Here is a 17169-nt window from a genome sequence, read left to right as displayed (position 1 = left end):
GCGGGCGAGGCGGAGGGTGGATCATGGCGGGAGCGCCCCTCCCGCTACCATCCCCACCATGACCCACGACCTTTTCCGCCAAGACAGCTACCTGCGCGAGTGCAGCGCCACCGTGACCGCCCTCACCCCCGAGGGCGGCGTGGTGCTGGACCGCACCGTGTTCTACCCCCTGGGCGGCGGCCAGGCCGGCGACGCGGGCGTGCTGCTGCGCGCCGATGGCAGCAGCCTGCCCATTGCCGACACGCGCAAGGGCAAGGACGCCGAAGGCCGGCCCACGGCGGACATCGTGCATGTGCCCGCCGATGGTCAGGCGCCGGGCCTGGCCGTGGGCGATGCGGTGACCGCGCGCATCGACTGGGAGCGGCGCCACCGCCTGATGCGCTTTCACACCGCCTCGCACCTGCTGTGCCATGTGGTGGCGCAGCCGGTGAATGGCTGCTCGATCACGCCCGAATACGCACGCATCGACTTCCACATGGACGGCCCGCTCGACAAGGAGACCGTCACCGCCGCGCTCGCCCGCCTGGTGGGCGAGGACCATGCCATCACCCTCGGCGCCATCAGCGACGAGGCGCTGGACGCCAACCCGCAGCTCGTCAAGAGCATGAGCGTGCAGCCCCCGCGCGGCACGGGCCTGGTGCGCACCGTGCGCGTGGGCGGCGCCAGCGACGGCGATGCCGCGCAGATCGACCTGCAGCCCTGCGGCGGCACCCATGTGGCGCGCACGGGCGAGATCGGCGCCGTAGTGGTCACGAAGATCGAGAAGAAGGGCGCCATGGCGCGCCGCCTGGTGCTGGGCTTCGCGGCCTGAGAACGCCCCGCACGGCCGGTTCCGAGGAACCAAACCCCTGCTCCACCGCTCCCACCCTGCGCCATGTCTCACCGATTCCTGCAGCGTGCGCTGCCCGCTCTCTTTTTTATAGCTGCCAGCGCTTTACCACTGGGCGCCAGCAGCCAAATTCTTCTCAAAAACTCTGCCCTGGCCGGCGGCAGCACCGTGGCCACGCCCCATGTGCAGGCCGAGCTGGTGGCCCAGGCGCCCGATGGCGTGGGCCCCGGCAGGCCGCTGTGGCTGGGCCTGTCCATCACCCACCAGCCCGAGTGGCACACCTACTGGAAGAACCCGGGCGACTCGGGCCTGCCCACGCAGCTCGAATGGACACTGCCGCCGGGCCTGGATGTGGGCGAGGTCGCCTGGCCCGTGCCCAAGAAGATTCCCCTGGGCAACCTGGCCAACTACGGCTACGAGGGCCAGGTGCTGCTGCCCGTGCCGGTGACGGTGTCGCAGGCCTTCAGCCCCGGCCCGCTGGCCAAGGAGGTGACGATCCAGCTCAAGGCCTCGTGGCTGGTGTGCCGCCAGGAATGCATTCCCGAGGAGGGCCAGTTCACGCTGCAACTGCCCCTGCAGGGCACGACGGCGCTGCACGCTGCAGCCTTTGCCTCCGCCGCCCAGGCCCATCCCCAGGCGCTGCCGGCCCAGGACGGCAGCCAGGCCCGCGTGGACGGCAGCGCCCTCGCCCTGCGCGTGGCCGGCCTGCCCGCCGCGCTGCGGGGGCAGGCGCTGGACATCTTCCCCGAGACCCCGGGCGTGGTGGAGACCGCCGCCACCCCCAGCCAGCAATGGGACGGCGCGGTGTGGACGGCGCGCGTGCCGCTGTCGCCCCAGCGCAGCGAAGGCCCCACGCCCCTGCCCGTGGTGCTGGCCCAGGGCGGCCAGGGCTGGCGCGTGGAGCTGCCCGTGGAGGGCGGCTGGCCCGCCACCGCGGCGCCGGCCACGGTATCGCCCGCGCTGGAGGCCGCGCTGAAGGCCAACGCCCAGGCCGATGCGCTGGCCGCGCAGGCGCGCGGCGCGGGCATCACCCCGGTGCCCATGGGCATCTGGCTGGTGGCGCTGCTGGGGGCCCTGCTGGGCGGGCTGATCCTCAACCTCATGCCCTGCGTGTTCCCGGTGCTGGCCATCAAGGTCGTGGGCTTTGCCAGCCATGCGCAAGACCGGCGCGCCCACCGCATCGGCGGGCTGGCCTACACGGCGGGCGTGGTGCTGTCCTTCCTGCTGCTGGGCGCGCTGATGCTGGGCCTGCGCGCCGCGGGCGAGGCCGTGGGCTGGGGCTTTCAGCTGCAGTCGCCGGCCGTGGTGGCATCGCTGGCCACGCTGTTCACGCTGATCGGCCTGAACCTGGCCGGCGTGTTCGAGTTCCGCACCCTGCTGCCCCAGTCGCTGGCCAGCCTGCAGGCGCGCCACCCGGTGGCGGACGCTTTCCTCACCGGCGTGCTGGCCGTGGCCGTGGCCTCGCCGTGCACGGCGCCGTTCATGGGCGCATCGCTGGGGCTCACGGCCACGCTGCCGGCGGCGCAGGCGCTGGCCATCTTCGCCGCGCTGGGCCTGGGCCTGGCCCTGCCCTACCTGCTGGCGAGCTGGCTGCCCGCCGTGGCGCGCGCGCTGCCGCGCCCCGGCGCCTGGATGGACACGCTGCGCCGCTTCATGGCCTTCCCCATGTTCGCCACCGTGGTGTGGCTGGTGTGGGTGCTGGGCCAGCAAAGCGGCATCAACGGCGCGGCGGCGCTGCTGGCGCTGCTGGTGCTGCTGGCCATGGCCGTGTGGGCGTTCACGCTGCGCGGCCGCGCGCGGCGCTTTTTTGCTCCACTTTCGATAGCTACTTGCGCTGTGTTCATATGGCTTTGGGGCCCAAAGATCACTGAGATGGAGCTGACGCCCGCCAGCGCCGCGACACCCGCGGGCGCGGCGTCTTCGGAGGCCACGTCCTGGCAGCCCTGGCGGCCAGGCCTGACGGACGAGATCGTCGCCCAGGGCCGCCCCGTGTTCGTGGACTACACCGCCGCCTGGTGCGTGACCTGCCAGTACAACAAGAACACCACATTGGCCAGTTCGGCGGTGCTGCAGGACTTTGCCGCCAAGAACGTGGCCCTGCTGCGCGCCGACTGGACGCGCCGCGACCCCGCCATCACCGCCGCCCTGGCCGCGCTGGGCCGCAGCGGCGTGCCGGTGTACGTGCTGCACGCGCCGGGCAGCGCGCCAGTGGTGTTCTCCGAGATCCTGAGCGAATCCGACCTGCGCGCCGCCGTGGCCAAGCTCTGAACGCCCGCGCGGCTCAGCGGCGCGCACCGCGCGCCGGGGGCGCGTCCAGCTCGCGCACCAGGCGCATGCCCACCAGGGTGTAGCGCGTCTGGGGCGTGTTCCAGTTGCGGAACGCGCAGCGCGCATACAGCGGCCAGGTGTGCCACGAGCCGCCCCGCCGCACCCGCGCCTGGCCCGTGGCCGGGCCCTGCGGGTCGTCGCGCGGGGCGCGTGCGTAGGCGTCCTCGCCATACCAGTCCGACACCCATTCCCACACATTGCCCACCATGTCGTGCACGCCGAAGGCGTTGGGCGCGAAGCTGCCCACGGGCGCGGTGAAGGCATGGCCGTCATGCCCCGGCGCAGCCTGGGCGCGCCAGTGCTGCCATTGCGGCCAGTGGGGCACGGCGTCCTGGTCGAACACATTGGCATGGCGCGTCAGCGTGGCGGGGTCGTCGCCCTGCGGGTAGCGGGTGCGCGTGCCGGCGCGGCAGGCGTATTCCCACTCGGCCTCGGTGGGCAGGCGGTAGCGGTGGCCCTCGGTGGCGCTGAGCCAGGCAGCCAGCGCGTGGGCGTCGTGCCAGGTGATGTTGACCACGGGGTGGTCCTCGCCCTGGGCGAAGCCGGGATAGCGCCAGGAGTAGCGCGGGTCGCGCCCCTCGAAGGCGTCGCCGCGCGCGCTGGCGGGGCCGTCGTAGGCCGGGTTGTAGCCGTAGCCGCCGGTGCCGTCGGCCTCGGATTCGGGCTGGTAGCCCGAGGCCTGCACGAAGCGCCGGAACTGCCCCACCGTCACCTCGGTCCGGCCCAGGTAGAAGGCGCGCGTGATGCGCACGGTGTGCACGGGCGCCTCGTCGGCCAGCTGCTCCAGGCGCCGGCGCTCCATCTGCGGGTAGGCGCGCGCCAGCGCCTCGGCCGGCTCGCTGCCCCCCATGCGAAAGCTCCCCGGCGCGATGCGCACGAAGGCCATGTCCAGGGAGTTCACCCACAGCTGCGGCGCGCCCTGCGCCTGCACCGCCCCCGCAGCCCAAGCGGCCACCAGCACGCAAACGCCTTGCAGGGGAAGGGGCGGGACACGGGCCATGGCGGGCTCCTGGTGCGATTGGTCGATGGTCCGCAGTGTAGGGCGTGGGGTTTTTCGCGGCGGCGCGGCGGCCCTGGTTTTTTATACTGCTTGCCGGGTGTCCATGCCGCACAGTGCGGCCGGGCAGGTATGTTCAGCGCAGGTCGGGCCGCCTGCGCATCCAAGAGCCGTCAACGGCCCCTTTTCTTTCCTGCCATGCATCGCCCCACCACCCCGCGGCGCGCCACGCCGCGCGCGCCCGCCCTTCTCCCCCTGGCCGACCGTACCGGCGCCGCCCTCTCCCGCCTGGCCCATGCCGATGCCGCTGGCGGCATCGTGCTGCTGATCGCCGCCGCCGCCGCCCTGGCCTGGGCCAACTCGCCCTGGGCGCATGGCTACCACGCGCTGTGGCATCTGCCGCTGTCCATCGCGCTGGGCGACTGGCAGGTCACGCAATCGCTGCATTTCTGGATCAACGATGCACTGATGACGGTGTTCTTCCTCGCCGTGGGCATGGAGATCCGCCGCGAGCTGCACGACGGCGCCCTGGCCCGCCCGCGCGATGCGCTGCTGCCCGTGCTGGCGGCGCTGGGCGGCGTGGTCGTGCCGGCGCTGGCCTACCTGGCGCTGGTGCCGCCCGCGCTGCGCAGCGGCTGGGCCGTGCCCACGGCCACCGACATCGCCTTCGCCGTGGGCGTGCTGGCCCTGCTGGGGCGCGGCCTGCCGCCGGTGCTGCGGGTGTTCCTGCTCACGCTGGCCATCATCGACGACCTGGTGGCCGTGCTCATCATCGCGCTGTTCTATTCGGGCGGCCTGCAGTGGCCGATGTTCGCCGTGGCCGCGCTGGGCCTGGGCGCCGTGCTGCTGCTGCAGCAGCTGGGCGTGCGCCGCGCCTGGGCCTACGTGCCGGCGGGCGCCGTGCTGTGGTGGGGCCTGTGGCAGACCGGCGCCCACCCCACGCTGGCCGGCGTGGTGCTGGGCCTGGTGACGCCCGTGCATGTCCTGGCCGGGCGCGAGAGCGCCGCCCCCGTGCTGCGCGTGCAAGCCAGCCTGCACCCCTGGGTGACGTTCGGCGTGATGCCGCTGTTTGCACTGGCCAATGCGGGCGTGGCCCTGGGCGGCGCGCAGGAGCCGGTGGCGGGCGCCGCCCTGCTCGCGACCGCCGTGGCCCTGGCCTTGGTGGCGGGCAAGCCGCTGGGCGTGCTGGCGGCCTGCTGGCTGGCCGTGCGCCTGCGCCTGTGCGCGCTGCCGCCGGGCATGGGCTGGGGCGGCCTGCTGCTGACCGGGCTGCTGGCGGGCATCGGCTTCACCATGGCCATCTTCATTGCCACGCTGGCGTTCGACAACGCGGCCATGCTGGACGCGGCCAAGCGCGGCGTGCTGCTGGCCTCGGGCCTGGCCGCTTTGCTGGGGCTGGCCTGGGGACTGTGGCTCAAGCGGCGCCACGCCGCCGCCCACGGCGCCGCCGGCTGAGCGGGGGGCGCACCCTCACGCCCCATCCCCCAAGGAGCGCGCCTGTGCATACACTGCCGGCATGCTCCGCACACCCGACACCATCAGCACCCTGCGCGACGTGCTCGCGCAGTGCCGCACCATCGCCGTGGTGGGCCTGTCGCCGCAATGGCACCGGCCCAGCCACTTTGCCGCCAAGTACATGCAGGCCCATGGCTACCGCATCGTGCCCGTGAACCCGCTGGTGGCGCGGGACGGCGGGCAGATCCTGGGCGAGACCGCCTATGCCAGCGTGCTGGATGCCGCCGCCGCCCTGGCCGCGCAGGGCGTGAAGATCGACATGGTGGACTGCTTTCGCAAGAGCGAGGACATCCCGCCGCTGGCCGACGAGGCCATCGCCATCGGCGCGCGATGCCTGTGGCTGCAGCTGGGCGTGTTCCACGAGGCCGCCAGCGCCAAGGCCGAGGCCGCGGGCCTGCAGGTGATCCACAACCGCTGCGTGAAGATCGAGCACGCGCGCCTGTTCGGCGGCCTGGGCTGGATGGGCGTGGACACCAAGGTGATCTCGTCCAAGCGCCTGCGCCGCCCGTTTCACTAGCCTATTCATAGCATTCAGCGCTTGCCGCACAAGCGCTGCAGGCCTTTTTGACCTATAAATCCATGACCGCACCCAGCTCTTCCGGCGAGCGCGCCTTCGGCTTCGGCACCCGCGCCATCCACGCCGGCGCCCAGCCCGACCCCGTGACCGGCGCACGCGCCACGCCCATCTACCAGACCACCAGCTTCGTCTTTGACGACGCCGAGCACGCCAGCAGCCTGTTCAACCTGCAGACCTTCGGCAACGTGTACAGCCGCATCAGCAACCCCACGGTGGCGGTGCTGGAGGAGCGCATGGCCAGCCTGGAGGGCGGCCGCGCGGCCCTGGCCTGCGCCAGCGGCATGGCGGCGCAGATGGCGGCGCTGCTGGCCATCCTGAAAAGCGGCGACCACATCGTGGCGGCCAGCACGCTGTACGGCGGCACGGTGGGCCAGCTGGGCGTGGGCTTTGGCCGCCTGGGCATCGAGACCACCTTCGTGGACCCCGCCGATCCCGAGAACTTCGCCCGCGCCGTGCGCCCCAACACCCGCGCCTTCTATGGCGAGACCATAGGCAACCCGCTGGTCAACGTGCTGGACATCGGTTCAATAGCCGACGTGGCCCACGCCCACGGCGTGCCGCTGGTGATCGACAACACCGTGGCCAGCCCCTACCTGTGCAACCCGCTGGCCCTAGGCGCCGACATCGTGGTGCACAGCGCCACCAAGTACATCGGCGGCCACGGCACGACCATGGGCGGCGTGGTGGTCGAGGGTGGCAAGTTCCCCTGGGACAACGGCCGCTTCCCCGAGATGGTGGAGCCCAGCCGCGCCTACCACGGCGTGAAGTTCTACGAGACCTTTGGCGACTTCGGCTACACCATGAAGGCGCGCATGGAGGTCAACCGCACCTTCGGCGGCGTGCTCTCGCCCCTGAACGCCTGGCAGCTGCTGCAGGGCGCCGAGACCCTGCACCTGCGCATGCGCGAGCACTGCCGCAATGCGCTGGCCGTGGCCAGGTTCTTGCAAGCCCACCCGCAGGTGGCCTGGGTCAACTACCCGGGCCTGCCCGACTCGCCCAGCCATGCGCTGGCGCGCAAGCAGTTCCGCGCGGTGGACGGACAGCCGGGCGCCTCGGGCATCCTGACCTTCGGCGTGAAGGGCGGCGCCGCGGCCGGCGAGAAGTTCATCGACGCCTGCGAGTTCCTGAGCCACCTGGCCAACATCGGCGACGCCAAGACGCTGGTGATCCACCCTGCCTCGACCACGCACCGCCAGCTGAGCGAAGAGGAGCTGGAGCGCGCCGGCGTGCGCGCTGACATGGTGCGGCTGTCGGTGGGCATCGAGGACCTGGACGACATCCTCTGGGACATCGACCAGGCGCTGGCGCGCACTTGAGGGCCTACGCCCAGCGCCGCACATCCCTGCAGTAGTCCGCGGCTGGCCCCCTGAAAACGCCGCCAGCCAGCTCCACGGTGGCGCTGGCGGGGGCTGCGCCCACATGGCGCGCCCAAGGCGGCGCTCAGCGGCGGCGTGCCAGCCGCCGCTTGCGTTGCCATGCGGGCGCCAGCCACAGCAGCTGCACCGTGACATAGCCCAGCACTGCCATCACCAGTCCCAGCGTGGGCAAGCCCACCAGCAGCGGTACGCCCAGGGCCTGCATCCAGGTGCCCAGCGCCTGTGCCGAAAAGTCGCCACCCGGCACCACGCTGCTCCATGCGGGCAGGGTGTGCGTGCCGGGCATGGCCAGTGCGCCCAGATAGAACGCCAGCACATACAGCGGAACGGTGGTGAGCGGGTTGGTGTAGAACGTAGCCACGCCACCCGCCACGATGTTGCCGCGCAGCCAGGCACAGGCCAGCAGCGTGCCCGGGATCTGAAGCGGGCCGGGGATCAGCCCGCAGAACATGCCCGCCGCCACCCCGCGCGCTAGCGGCTGGCGCTGAAAGCGGAACAGCGCACGCTGCTCCAGCCAGGGCTGGTAGCGCGCCAGCCAGCCGCGCTCCAGGTGGGCGCGCGCCCGGGGTTCCAGCCCACGCAGCCAGCGGCGCAAGGTGCAGAGCATCTGCATCGCCCCCTCCTCAGTCCCAGAGCAGCGCGGCAGCGGCCCCGGCGCCACACAAGGCAGAGAGCCCCATCAGCAGCCGCACATCGCGCCGCTCGTTGCCCGCCCGGTGGGCGGTGACGGTGGCCGCGACCAGGCCCCCCAGCAGAACAAGCAACACAGAGTCGAAGAGTTCCATGGCGTGTGACCTTGTTTCAGCCTTTGCGGGGCAGGGCCGGGGCGCCATGGGCGCTTTCACCCGAGTTGCGCAACGACAGGTAGATGGAACCGGCGATCAGCCCGGCGGTGACCAGCAGCGCGTAGCCAATCGGGATCTTCACCAGGTCGATGAGCAGCATCTTGCCGCCGATGAACACCAGCACCAGCGCCAGGCCATAGGCCAGCAGGTGGAAGCGGTTGGCCAGGTCGGCCAGCAGGAAGTACAGCGCACGCAGGCCCAGGATGGCGAAGACGTTGGCCGTGAGCACGATGAACGGGTCGCTGGTGATCGCAAAGATCGCCGGGATGCTGTCCACAGCAAAGATGATGTCGGTGGTGCCGATGAGCACCAGCACCACGAACAGGGGCGTGAAGTGCTTGACGCCATTGATCATCGTGGAGAGCTTTTCGCCGTCGAACTGGTCGGTGATGCGGATGCGCTTTTTCAGGAACTTGAGCACCGGGTTGGTGGCGATGTCGGTCTCCTGGCCCGCTGCAAACCACATCTTCACGCCCGTGATGACCAGGAACGCGCCGAACACATACAGCAGCCAGTGGAAGGTGGCCAACAGCCACGCGCCAGCCAGGATCAGCAGCGTGCGCAGCACGATGGCGCCGATGATGCCGACGATGAGCGCACGCTTCTGGTACTGCGGCGGCACGGCAAAGTAGCTGAACAGCATCAGGAAGACGAAGATGTTGTCCACCGACAGGCTCTTCTCCACCAGGTAGCCGGTGATGAACTGCATCGACACCGTGTTGGCCACCTCGCGGCCCTGGCTGCCATCCAGGTACCACCACAGGATGGCCACGAACACAAAGGCCAGCGAGAACCACAGCAGGCTCCAGCGCAGCGCTTCTTTCATCGTGACTTTGTGTGCGCCCTGGCGCTCCATCACCAACAGGTCGATGGCAATGGCCACCACCACAAAGACGGCAAAACCCGTCCACATCCACCAGGTGCCTATTGTTTCCATGATCTTTCTCCAAAGGGGAATGCTTGGCCGGGCGCCCCACCCGGCAACAGACCCGCACTGTAGGGACGCAGTGGATTCTTAAAAACCTGTCAAATTGGTAGCATTGGTTCGGTTTTTACGAACCAAACTCGTTTTTCCACCAAAAGGCGCCCATGAGCCAAAGCTTCAACTACCGCCATCTTTTCTACTTCTGGGTGGTGGCCAAGGAGGGCGGCATCGCGCGTGCCGCCGAGCGGCTGGACATGGCCGTGCAGACCATCAGCGCCCAGGTGCGCGAACTGGAGAAATCCCTGGGGGTGAGCCTGCTGCGCACCGAGGGCCGCAACCTGGTGCTGACCGACGCGGGCGTGGCCGCGCTGCACGAGGCGGACCACATCTTTGCGCTGGGCGAGCTGCTGCCCGTGCGCGTGCGCGAGGCCGCCAGCGGCCAGACGCTGCGCCTGAACCTGGGCATCTCCGACGGCATTGCCAAACTGGCCCTGCACCGGCTGCTGACGCCCGTGCTGGAAGAACCCCACCTGCGCCTGCTGTGCCACGAGGGCGAGTTCCAGCCCCTCTTGGGCGAGCTGACGCTGCACAAGCTCGACGCGGTGCTGGCCGACCGCGCCGCACCACCCAACCCCGCACTGCGCACCACCAGCCAGCTGCTGGGCAGCAGCGCCATCGCCTGGTATGCGCCCCCGCTGTGGGCCGAGGTGGCTGCCAACAGCTTTCCCCACAGCCTGGCCGTGGTGCCCGTGCTGCTGCCCACCGACCACGCCGCCATGCGCGCACGCATCGACCACTGGCTGGAGCGTGAACGCATCCGCCCGCGCATCGCAGGAGAGTTTGAAGACAGCGCCCTGCTGAGCACCTTCGCCACCGCAGGCATGGGCGTGATGCCCGCGCCCGTGTCGCTGGGCGAACACCTGGCGCAGACCTACGGACTGGTGCAGGTGGGTACCACGCCCGATGTGCACGAGCAGTTCCACCTGATCTACAGCGCCCGCAAGGTGATGCACCCACTGCTCACGCGGCTGCTGGAGGCGGGGAAAAGCGGATTGCTACTAAATATATAGCTACAAAGGCACAACCACCAGCAGGTAAAGGCCTAAAACATGCCTCAATGCCAAGCCCAGCGCCCGCTCTGGTCGGCCCGCGCGTGGCATCCGCCACCGCGGGAAGGCGCGCTGCGGCTCAGGGGGAGACTCACCTCCCCGGCATGTCCTTGACCGTGTAGCACAGGCTCACCGTCGCATCGTCCGGGATGGGCGGCATGCTGTCGTTCCAGGCCTCCCAGGCCGTGAGCATGGCCTGCAGGCGCTCGGGCAGCAGCGGCGCAAGGTTGGCGCGCTCGCGCTCGTCCTGCGCCAGGTTGAACAGGTAGTCCACGCCGTCCACGCGCAGGTATTTCCAGTCGCCCTGGCGCATGGCGCGCTGGCCGCGGTGGTTCATGCGCCAGAACAGGGGCTGCTCCTCGGTCCAGGCCGCGTCGCGCAGCAGCGGCACCAGCGAGCGGCCGTCCCACGGGTAGTCGGGGTGCGGGCGCGCGCCGCCCAGCTCCAGCAGGGTGACGGACCAGTCCATGCTCAGGCAGGTCTGGCGGCTCACGCCGCCCGGCGCGATGGCGGCGGGCCAGTGCGCGATCCACGGCACGCGGATGCCGCCCTCGGTCAGGTCCATCTTGCCGCCCACCAGCGGCCAGCTGTCCGAGAAGCGCTCGCCGCCGTTGTCGCTGGTGAAGACGATGAGCGTGTCGCGCTCCAGGCCCTGCGCGCGCAGCTGCTCCACGATGCGGCCGATGCCCTCGTCCATGTGGTGGATCATGCGGCGGTAGCTCTCCACGTTGCCGCCGTGCAGGTGGTAGATGGCCTGCCCGCTGTCGCGCAGTTCCTGCGCCAGTGCCTCGTCGTCGCGCGTCTCCCAGGGCCAGTGCGGCGCTGTGTAGTGCACGCTGAGGAAGAACGGCTGGCCGGCGCGCGCGCCCGGCGCCATGCGCGCGATGTAGTCCACCGAATGGTCGGTGATGAGGTCGGTGAGGTAGCCCTGCTGCGCGCGCTCCTCCTCGCCGAACCACAGGTCGTGCGTGCCGTTGGCGCCGCAGTGCGTGAAGTAGTCCACCCCGCCCGACATGGGGCCGAAGAACTCCTCGTAGCCCGAGCGCAGCGGGCTGAAGTGCGGCGGGTAGCCCAGGTGCCACTTGCCCATGAGCGCGGTGCGGTAGCCCGCCTCCTTGAGCAGCGAGGGCAGCGTGGGGTGCGCCGGCGGCAGGCCCAGCCGGTCGTTGCCGCGCGTGGCGGTGCGGATGGGCTCCTCGGCCGCGCCGCGCAGGCGGTACTGGTAGCGCGCCGTCATGAGCGCGAAGCGCGTGGGCGAACACACGGGCGAATTGGAGTAGCCCTGGGTGAGGCGCAGCCCCTCGGCCGCCAGCCGGTCGAGCACGGGCGAGACGGGGCCGAAGGCGGCGTCGCGCCCGCCGTAGCAGCCCAGGTCGGCATAGCCGAGATCGTCGGCCACGATGAAGACAATGTTCGGTCGCTGCATCACTGGTTTTCAGAAAAAAGGCCGCCAGCGCTTGCCTGGCAAGCGCTGAGCTATCAAAAACAATAGCAGAGCTTAGGGCTTGTAGCCCGAGGAGCGGATCACCGGCTCCCACTGCTGGCGGTAGGCCGCGAGGCGATCGCGCGTCTGCGCGGCGGTGCTGGCCACGGGGTCGAGCTTGCTCGACTTGAACTGCCGCACCACGTCGGGGTCCTGCATGATCTTGTGGATCAGCGCGGCATAGCGGTCCACCTGCGCCTGGGGCATGGACTTGGGCGCGAAGAAGCTGTTCCAGCCCGCGGCGGCCAGGTCCACCCCGCCCTCACGCAGCGTCGGCACCTGCGGCGCGAGCGGGTGGCGCTGCTCAGCAGACACGCCCAGCAGGCGCAGCTTGCCGGCCTCGTGCTGGGTCAGCAGCACGTCCAGCGTGTCCACCGCCACGGGGATCTGGCCGCCGATGAGGTCGGTGAGCAGCGGGGCCGAGCCCTTGTAGCCCACGGCCTCGGCCGCCACCTGGGCCTGCTTGCCCAGCATCAGCGCAAAGAAATGCGGCAGGCTGCCCGTGGCGGGCACGCCGATGTTGGCCTGCTGCGGGTTGGCGCGCATCCAGGCCAGCAGGTGCTGCAGTTCCTTCACGGGCACGGCCGACGACACGGCCACGCCGAAGACATAGCTGTTGACCTCGCTCACGGGCACGAAGTCCTTGGCCGGGTCATAGCCCAGGTCGTTCACCACCAGGGGCGACACCACCATCACCGCAGGGTTGGCCAGCAGCAGCATGGGCTGGCTGGCGGGCGCCGCCTTCACGTACTGCGCCGACACGCGGCCGCCCGCGCCCACCTTGTTCTCCACGATCACGGGGCTGCCCAGCGCCGCCTGCAGCTTGTCTGCCACGATGCGGGCCACGCGGTCGCTGGCCCCGCCGGGCGGATAGCCCACCACCACGCGCAGGGTGGCGTCCTGCGCGAATGCGGGTGCGGCGCCCAGCGGCGCGGCTGCCAGCAGGGCGGAGCGGGTGAGGAACTGACGGCGTTGGATCATGCGGAGTCTCGTCTCTTTCTTGTCTGCGGGGGGATCGGGACCGCACCGGGCCTGACCGATGCGGCAAGCCCTCCATGCTGGCACAGCTTTCAGGGGGTATCGTTATGAGGATATTCCCTAGGTAGGCCGGCCCCGCGCCCCGGCTTTCTTGATCTGAGGCAAGCCCCATGGGCTTCGCAGGCACCGCGGCGGGCCACCCTGCGACAATCGCCCCATGAGTTTCGCCCCCCTCCAGAACGACACCTTCCTGCGCGCCTGCCGCCGCCAGGCCACCGACTACACCCCCCTGTGGCTGATGCGCCAGGCCGGCCGCTACCTGCCCGAGTACAAGGCCACGCGCGCCCAGGCGGGCAGCTTCATGGGCCTGGCCACGAATGTGGCGTACGCCACCGAGGTCACGCTGCAGCCCCTGGAGCGTTTCCCGTTGGACGCGGCCATCCTGTTCAGCGACATCCTCACCGTGCCCGACGCCATGGGCCTAGGCCTGTCGTTCGCCGAGGGCGAAGGCCCGCGCTTCGCCAAGGTGGTGCGCGACGAGGCCGCCGTGGCCGAGCTGGCCGTACCCGACATGGACAAGCTGCGCTACGTGTTCGACGCCGTCACCAGCATCCGCCGCGCGCTGAACGGCCGCGTGCCGCTGATCGGCTTCTCGGGCAGCCCCTGGACCCTGGCCTGCTACATGGTCGAGGGCAAGGGCAGCGACGACTACCGCCTGGTCAAGACGCTGATGTACAGCCGCCCCGACCTGATGCACCGCATCCTGGCCGTGAACGCCGATGCCGTGGCGCAGTACCTCAACGCCCAGATCGACGCCGGCGCCCAGGCCGTGATGGTGTTCGACAGCTGGGGCGGCGTGCTGGCCGACGGTGCGTTCCAGGACTTCAGCCTGGCCTACACCAAGCGCGTCCTGGCCCAGCTCAAGCGCACGGGCGTGGACGGCACCGACGTGCCGCGCATCGTCTTCACCAAGGGCGGCGGCATCTGGCTCGACGATATGAAGGACATTGACTGCGAAGTGCTGGGCCTGGACTGGACCGCCAACCTGGGCAAGGCCCGCGCCATCGTCGGCGGCCAGGCCGGCGGCCCCGGCAAGGCGCTGCAGGGCAACATCGACCCCAACGTGCTGTTCGCCCCGCCCGAGCAGGTGGCCGCCCAGGCCCGCGCCGTGCTCGACAGCTTCGGCAAGCCCCACACCGACCGCACCACCTGCGGCCCCACCCACATCTTCAATCTGGGCCACGGCATCAGCCAGTTCACGCCGCCCGAGCATGTCGCGGCGCTGGTGGAGACCGTGCACGGCCACTCCCGCGCCCTGCGGCAGGGCTGACCGGGCGCCCGGCCCGCCCGCCGGTGCGGCGCGCACGCACCGGTGTTCCTGCACGGCCGCCACGGGGGTGAGTGCCGGCTCACTCCGGCGCACCCGCCCCGTGACTTATGCACATTTCTGCCCGCATGGCAGCGCGGCGACAATTGGATACCAGCGCAACATGCGTGCGCATCCAAAAAAAGAAGATCGCACGCAAGTTATTGATTCATATAGACATCGCAGCCCTGCCGCTTTTGCGGGCACGCTAAGCAAAGCATGTATTCATAAGGCATTGCGGGGGGTGGGGAGTGGATATCAACAAAGTTATCCACAGAAAAACTGAACTTCTCCCGAATTCCTCGTAAAATCAAGCACTTGCCGCCGGATGTGCATGAAAAGTCCCGCATCCGATCCGCGCCCTACCACATTTTGGGGATGGCTCTCCCTATTGACAGCGCAGTTGTGCACATGTTTGGTGGAGCGGCGGCATGCACCCGCCATACCCCAGCGGCTATCGCGCCGGTTCTTGCGCTGCAGCATAGATCATTGATTCATATACATTTTTCGCCACACCGGCCTATCAATCTGCTAGCACCCCAGCGCCCTGCCACGCCCGCCCAGCGCTCGTCGGCACCATCTGTCAACAAAGTTATCCACAGATCGCCTGATTTCTGGGGGTAAGTCTGTGGAATCATGCGGTTCCGCCGCCCACACCCCCAACCACCCCGCCCATGCCCCCTTCCACCGCGCCCCACGCCGCCGAGACGCCCGCACCCGCCATGGGCCTGGTGCAGGTGGCCGTGAGCACGCCCGCGCACAGCGCGGTGGGCGATCTGCTGAGCTACGCCTGCGACAGGCCCCTGCCGCCGGGCACCCTGGTGCGCGTGCCGCTGGGCACGCGCGAGGTGCTGGGCGTGGTCTGGGACGCGCCGGCCGAGCCCGCGCCCCTGCCGGCCGGCATGGCGCCGCGCCCGGTGACGGGCGTGCTCGACGGCATTGCGCCGCTGGATGCCGGCTGGCGGCGCCTGGTGGCGTTCTCGGCGCGCTACTACCAGCGCGCCCTGGGCGAGGTGGCACTGGCCGCCCTGCCGCCGCAGCTGCGCGACCTCACGCCGGAGCAACTCGCCCGCCGCCTGCGCCGCCCCAGCGCCGCGGCGGACGCCTCTCAGAACAGTCCTGATTTAATAGCACTTAGCGCAGAGCAGGAAAGCGCTTGCGGCCAAATTGGCACCCAACCCGGCCCCTTCCTGCTGTTTGGCAGCACCGGCAGCGGCAAGACCGAGGTCTATCTGCGTTGCGCGCAGCAGGCGCTGGCCGCGGCGCCCACCGCCCAGGCCCTGGTGATGGTGCCCGAGATCAACCTCACCCCCCAGCTGGAGGCGCGCTTTCGCGAACGCTTTGCACCGCTGTACGGCGAGGGCGCGGTGGTCAGCCTGCACAGCGGCATGACCAACCCCCAGCGCCTGAAAAGCTGGCTGGCCGCGCACGCGGGCGCGGCGCGCATCGTGCTGGGCACGCGCATGGCGGTGTTCGCCAGCCTGCCGGGGCTGGCGCTGATCGTGGTGGACGAGGAACACGACGCCAGCTACAAGCAACAGGAGGGCGCGCGCTACTCCGCCCGCGACCTGGCCCTGTGGCGCGGCCACGCCACGGGCGCCAAGGTGATCCTGGGCAGCGCCACGCCCTCGCTGGAAAGCTGGCACGCCAGCCGCCCGCCCACGCCCGAAGACCCGCAGGGCGGGCGCTACCTGCGCCTGCACATGCCCAGCCGCATCGGCGCGGGCGAGCTACCGCGCGTGCGCCTGGTGGACATGGGCCAGCAGCCGCGCGGCGCCGTGTTCTCGCCGCCGCTGCTGGCCGCCATCACCGAACGCGTGGAGCGCGGCGAGCAATGCCTGGTGCTGCTCAACCGCCGCGGCTTCGCCCCCGTGCTGCACTGCCACGACTGCGGCTGGAAGAGCGACTGCCCGCACTGCAGCGCCCACCAGGTGTTCCACAAGACCGACCGCACGCTGCGCTGCCACCACTGCGGCTTTACGCAGCGCGTGCCGCGCGCCTGCCCCGGCTGCGGCAACCCCGACATCCTGCCCCTGGGGCGCGGCACCGAGCAGCTGGAGGAACAACTGGCCGCGCTGCTGCGCAACGTGATCACGCCCGAGCGCCGCGCCGCGCGCGTGGCCCGCATCGACGCCGACACCACCAAGGCCAAGGGCGCGCTGGAAGAGCAGCTGGCCCAGGTGCACAGCGGCGAGGTGGACGTGCTGGTGGGCACGCAGATGGTGGCCAAGGGCCACGACTTTCGCCGCGTCACCCTGGTGGCGGCCGTGCAGCCCGACGGGGCGCTGTTCTCCAGCGACTTCCGCGCGCCCGAACGCATGTTCGCCCTGCTCATGCAGGCGGCGGGCCGCGCCGGGCGCGACGCGCATTACATCGCCACCCAGGGCCAGCCGCCCGAGATGTGGATCCAGACCTGGCACCCCGACCACGCCGTGTTCGCCGCCCTGCGCCGCCACGACTACCCGGCGTTCGCCGCCCAGCAGCTGGCCGAGCGCGCCGATGCCGGCATGCCGCCCTTCGCCCACCAGGCGCTGGTGCGCGCCGACGCCCGCACCCAGGAGACCGCCCAGGCCTTCCTGCAGGCCGCCAGCGACGCCGCGCGCACCGCGCAGCTGCCGGGGCTGGACCAGGTGTTTTTGTTCCCGCCCGTGCCGCTCGCCATCCAGCGCGTGGCCGACGTGGAGCGCGCGCAAATGCTCATCGAAAGCCCGCACCGCACCGCGCTGCAGCGCTTCCTGGCCGCCTGGCAGCCCCTGCTGCACGCCGAACGCCCGCGCCACAAGGGGCTGGTGCGCTGGCTGGTGGACGTGGACCCGCAGGCCATCTGAGTGCCGGCCTCGC

Annotated in this window: 14 protein-coding genes; 8 read left to right on the top strand and 6 right to left on the bottom strand. The window is 70.5% G+C overall.

The window, feature by feature from the left end; translation table 11 throughout:
* The first annotated feature begins 58 nt into the window (after positions 1-58).
* Positions 59-811 (top strand): alanyl-tRNA editing protein, encoded by a 753-nt coding sequence (locus BP68_RS15460; RefSeq protein WP_496373343.1) that lies wholly within the window; start codon positions 59-61, stop codon positions 809-811.
* A gap of 63 nt (positions 812-874) precedes the next feature.
* Positions 875-3097: a protein-disulfide reductase DsbD family protein gene (locus tag BP68_RS15455; protein ID WP_496373341.1), complete on the top strand. Its 2223-nt coding sequence runs from the start codon at positions 875-877 to the stop codon at positions 3095-3097.
* Positions 3098-3110: 13 nt separating this feature from the next.
* Here the strand turns inward: BP68_RS15455 and BP68_RS15450 are convergent, their stop codons facing one another.
* Positions 3111-4157: a formylglycine-generating enzyme family protein gene (locus BP68_RS15450; RefSeq protein ID WP_496373339.1), complete on the bottom strand. Its 1047-nt coding sequence runs from the start codon at positions 4155-4157 to the stop codon at positions 3111-3113.
* A gap of 195 nt (positions 4158-4352) precedes the next feature.
* On the opposite strand from BP68_RS15450, the gene nhaA reads away from it, so the two are divergent.
* The 3 genes from nhaA (at position 4353) to BP68_RS15435 (ending at position 7562) form a co-directional block, all read left to right on the top strand.
* Positions 4353-5609: a Na+/H+ antiporter NhaA gene (gene nhaA, locus BP68_RS15445; RefSeq protein ID WP_496373337.1), complete on the top strand. Its 1257-nt coding sequence runs from the start codon at positions 4353-4355 to the stop codon at positions 5607-5609.
* A gap of 61 nt (positions 5610-5670) precedes the next feature.
* Positions 5671-6186, top strand: coding sequence for a CoA-binding protein (locus BP68_RS15440; protein ID WP_496373335.1), 516 nt, complete (start codon positions 5671-5673; stop codon positions 6184-6186).
* 62 nt (positions 6187-6248) lie between these two features.
* Positions 6249-7562, top strand: coding sequence for an O-acetylhomoserine aminocarboxypropyltransferase/cysteine synthase family protein (locus tag BP68_RS15435; RefSeq protein WP_496373333.1), 1314 nt, complete (start codon positions 6249-6251; stop codon positions 7560-7562).
* Positions 7563-7686: 124 nt separating this feature from the next.
* Here BP68_RS15435 and BP68_RS15430 read toward each other — a convergent pair whose 3' ends face one another.
* Genes BP68_RS15430 through BP68_RS15420 form a run of 3 tightly spaced genes read right to left on the bottom strand, consistent with a single transcriptional unit; the run spans position 7687 to position 9404 of the window.
* On the bottom strand, positions 7687-8235 hold the full coding sequence (locus BP68_RS15430; RefSeq protein ID WP_496373331.1) for a DUF2062 domain-containing protein: 549 nt from the start codon (positions 8233-8235) through the stop codon (positions 7687-7689).
* Between the two features lie 10 nt (positions 8236-8245).
* The gene (locus tag BP68_RS15425) at positions 8246-8407 is read right to left on the bottom strand and encodes a hypothetical protein (protein ID WP_496373329.1); all 162 of its coding nucleotides are present in this window, start codon (positions 8405-8407) and stop codon (positions 8246-8248) included.
* Between the two features lie 16 nt (positions 8408-8423).
* Positions 8424-9404 carry a TerC family protein gene (locus BP68_RS15420; protein WP_496373327.1) on the bottom strand — a complete coding sequence of 327 codons (981 nt, stop codon included), beginning with the start codon at positions 9402-9404 and terminating at the stop codon, positions 8424-8426.
* 152 nt (positions 9405-9556) lie between these two features.
* Between BP68_RS15420 and BP68_RS15415 the strand changes: the two genes are divergently transcribed.
* Entirely contained in the window at positions 9557-10462 is a 906-nt protein-coding gene (locus BP68_RS15415; RefSeq protein WP_496373325.1) for a LysR family transcriptional regulator, read from the top strand.
* A gap of 130 nt (positions 10463-10592) precedes the next feature.
* On the opposite strand, the gene BP68_RS15410 is transcribed toward BP68_RS15415, so the two are convergent.
* Together BP68_RS15410 and BP68_RS15405 are read right to left on the bottom strand one after the other, a co-directional pair.
* Positions 10593-11927: a sulfatase family protein gene (locus BP68_RS15410; RefSeq protein ID WP_496373323.1), complete on the bottom strand. Its 1335-nt coding sequence runs from the start codon at positions 11925-11927 to the stop codon at positions 10593-10595.
* Positions 11928-11999: 72 nt separating this feature from the next.
* Positions 12000-12965 (bottom strand): Bug family tripartite tricarboxylate transporter substrate binding protein, encoded by a 966-nt coding sequence (locus BP68_RS15405; protein ID WP_496373321.1) that lies wholly within the window; start codon positions 12963-12965, stop codon positions 12000-12002.
* A gap of 214 nt (positions 12966-13179) precedes the next feature.
* Between BP68_RS15405 and hemE the strand changes: the two genes are divergently transcribed.
* Positions 13180-14292: a uroporphyrinogen decarboxylase gene (gene hemE, locus BP68_RS15400; protein WP_496373319.1), complete on the top strand. Its 1113-nt coding sequence runs from the start codon at positions 13180-13182 to the stop codon at positions 14290-14292.
* A gap of 710 nt (positions 14293-15002) precedes the next feature.
* A complete protein-coding gene (gene priA, locus BP68_RS15395; RefSeq protein WP_496373317.1) occupies positions 15003-17156 on the top strand; it encodes a replication restart helicase PriA in 2154 nt (717 codons plus the stop codon).
* Positions 17157-17169 lie beyond the last annotated feature (13 nt).

The organism is Diaphorobacter oryzae DSM 22780 (assembly GCF_059568935.1).
The sequence above is the reverse complement of the archived record's forward strand: the minus strand, read 5'-3'. Positions and strand labels throughout refer to the sequence as shown.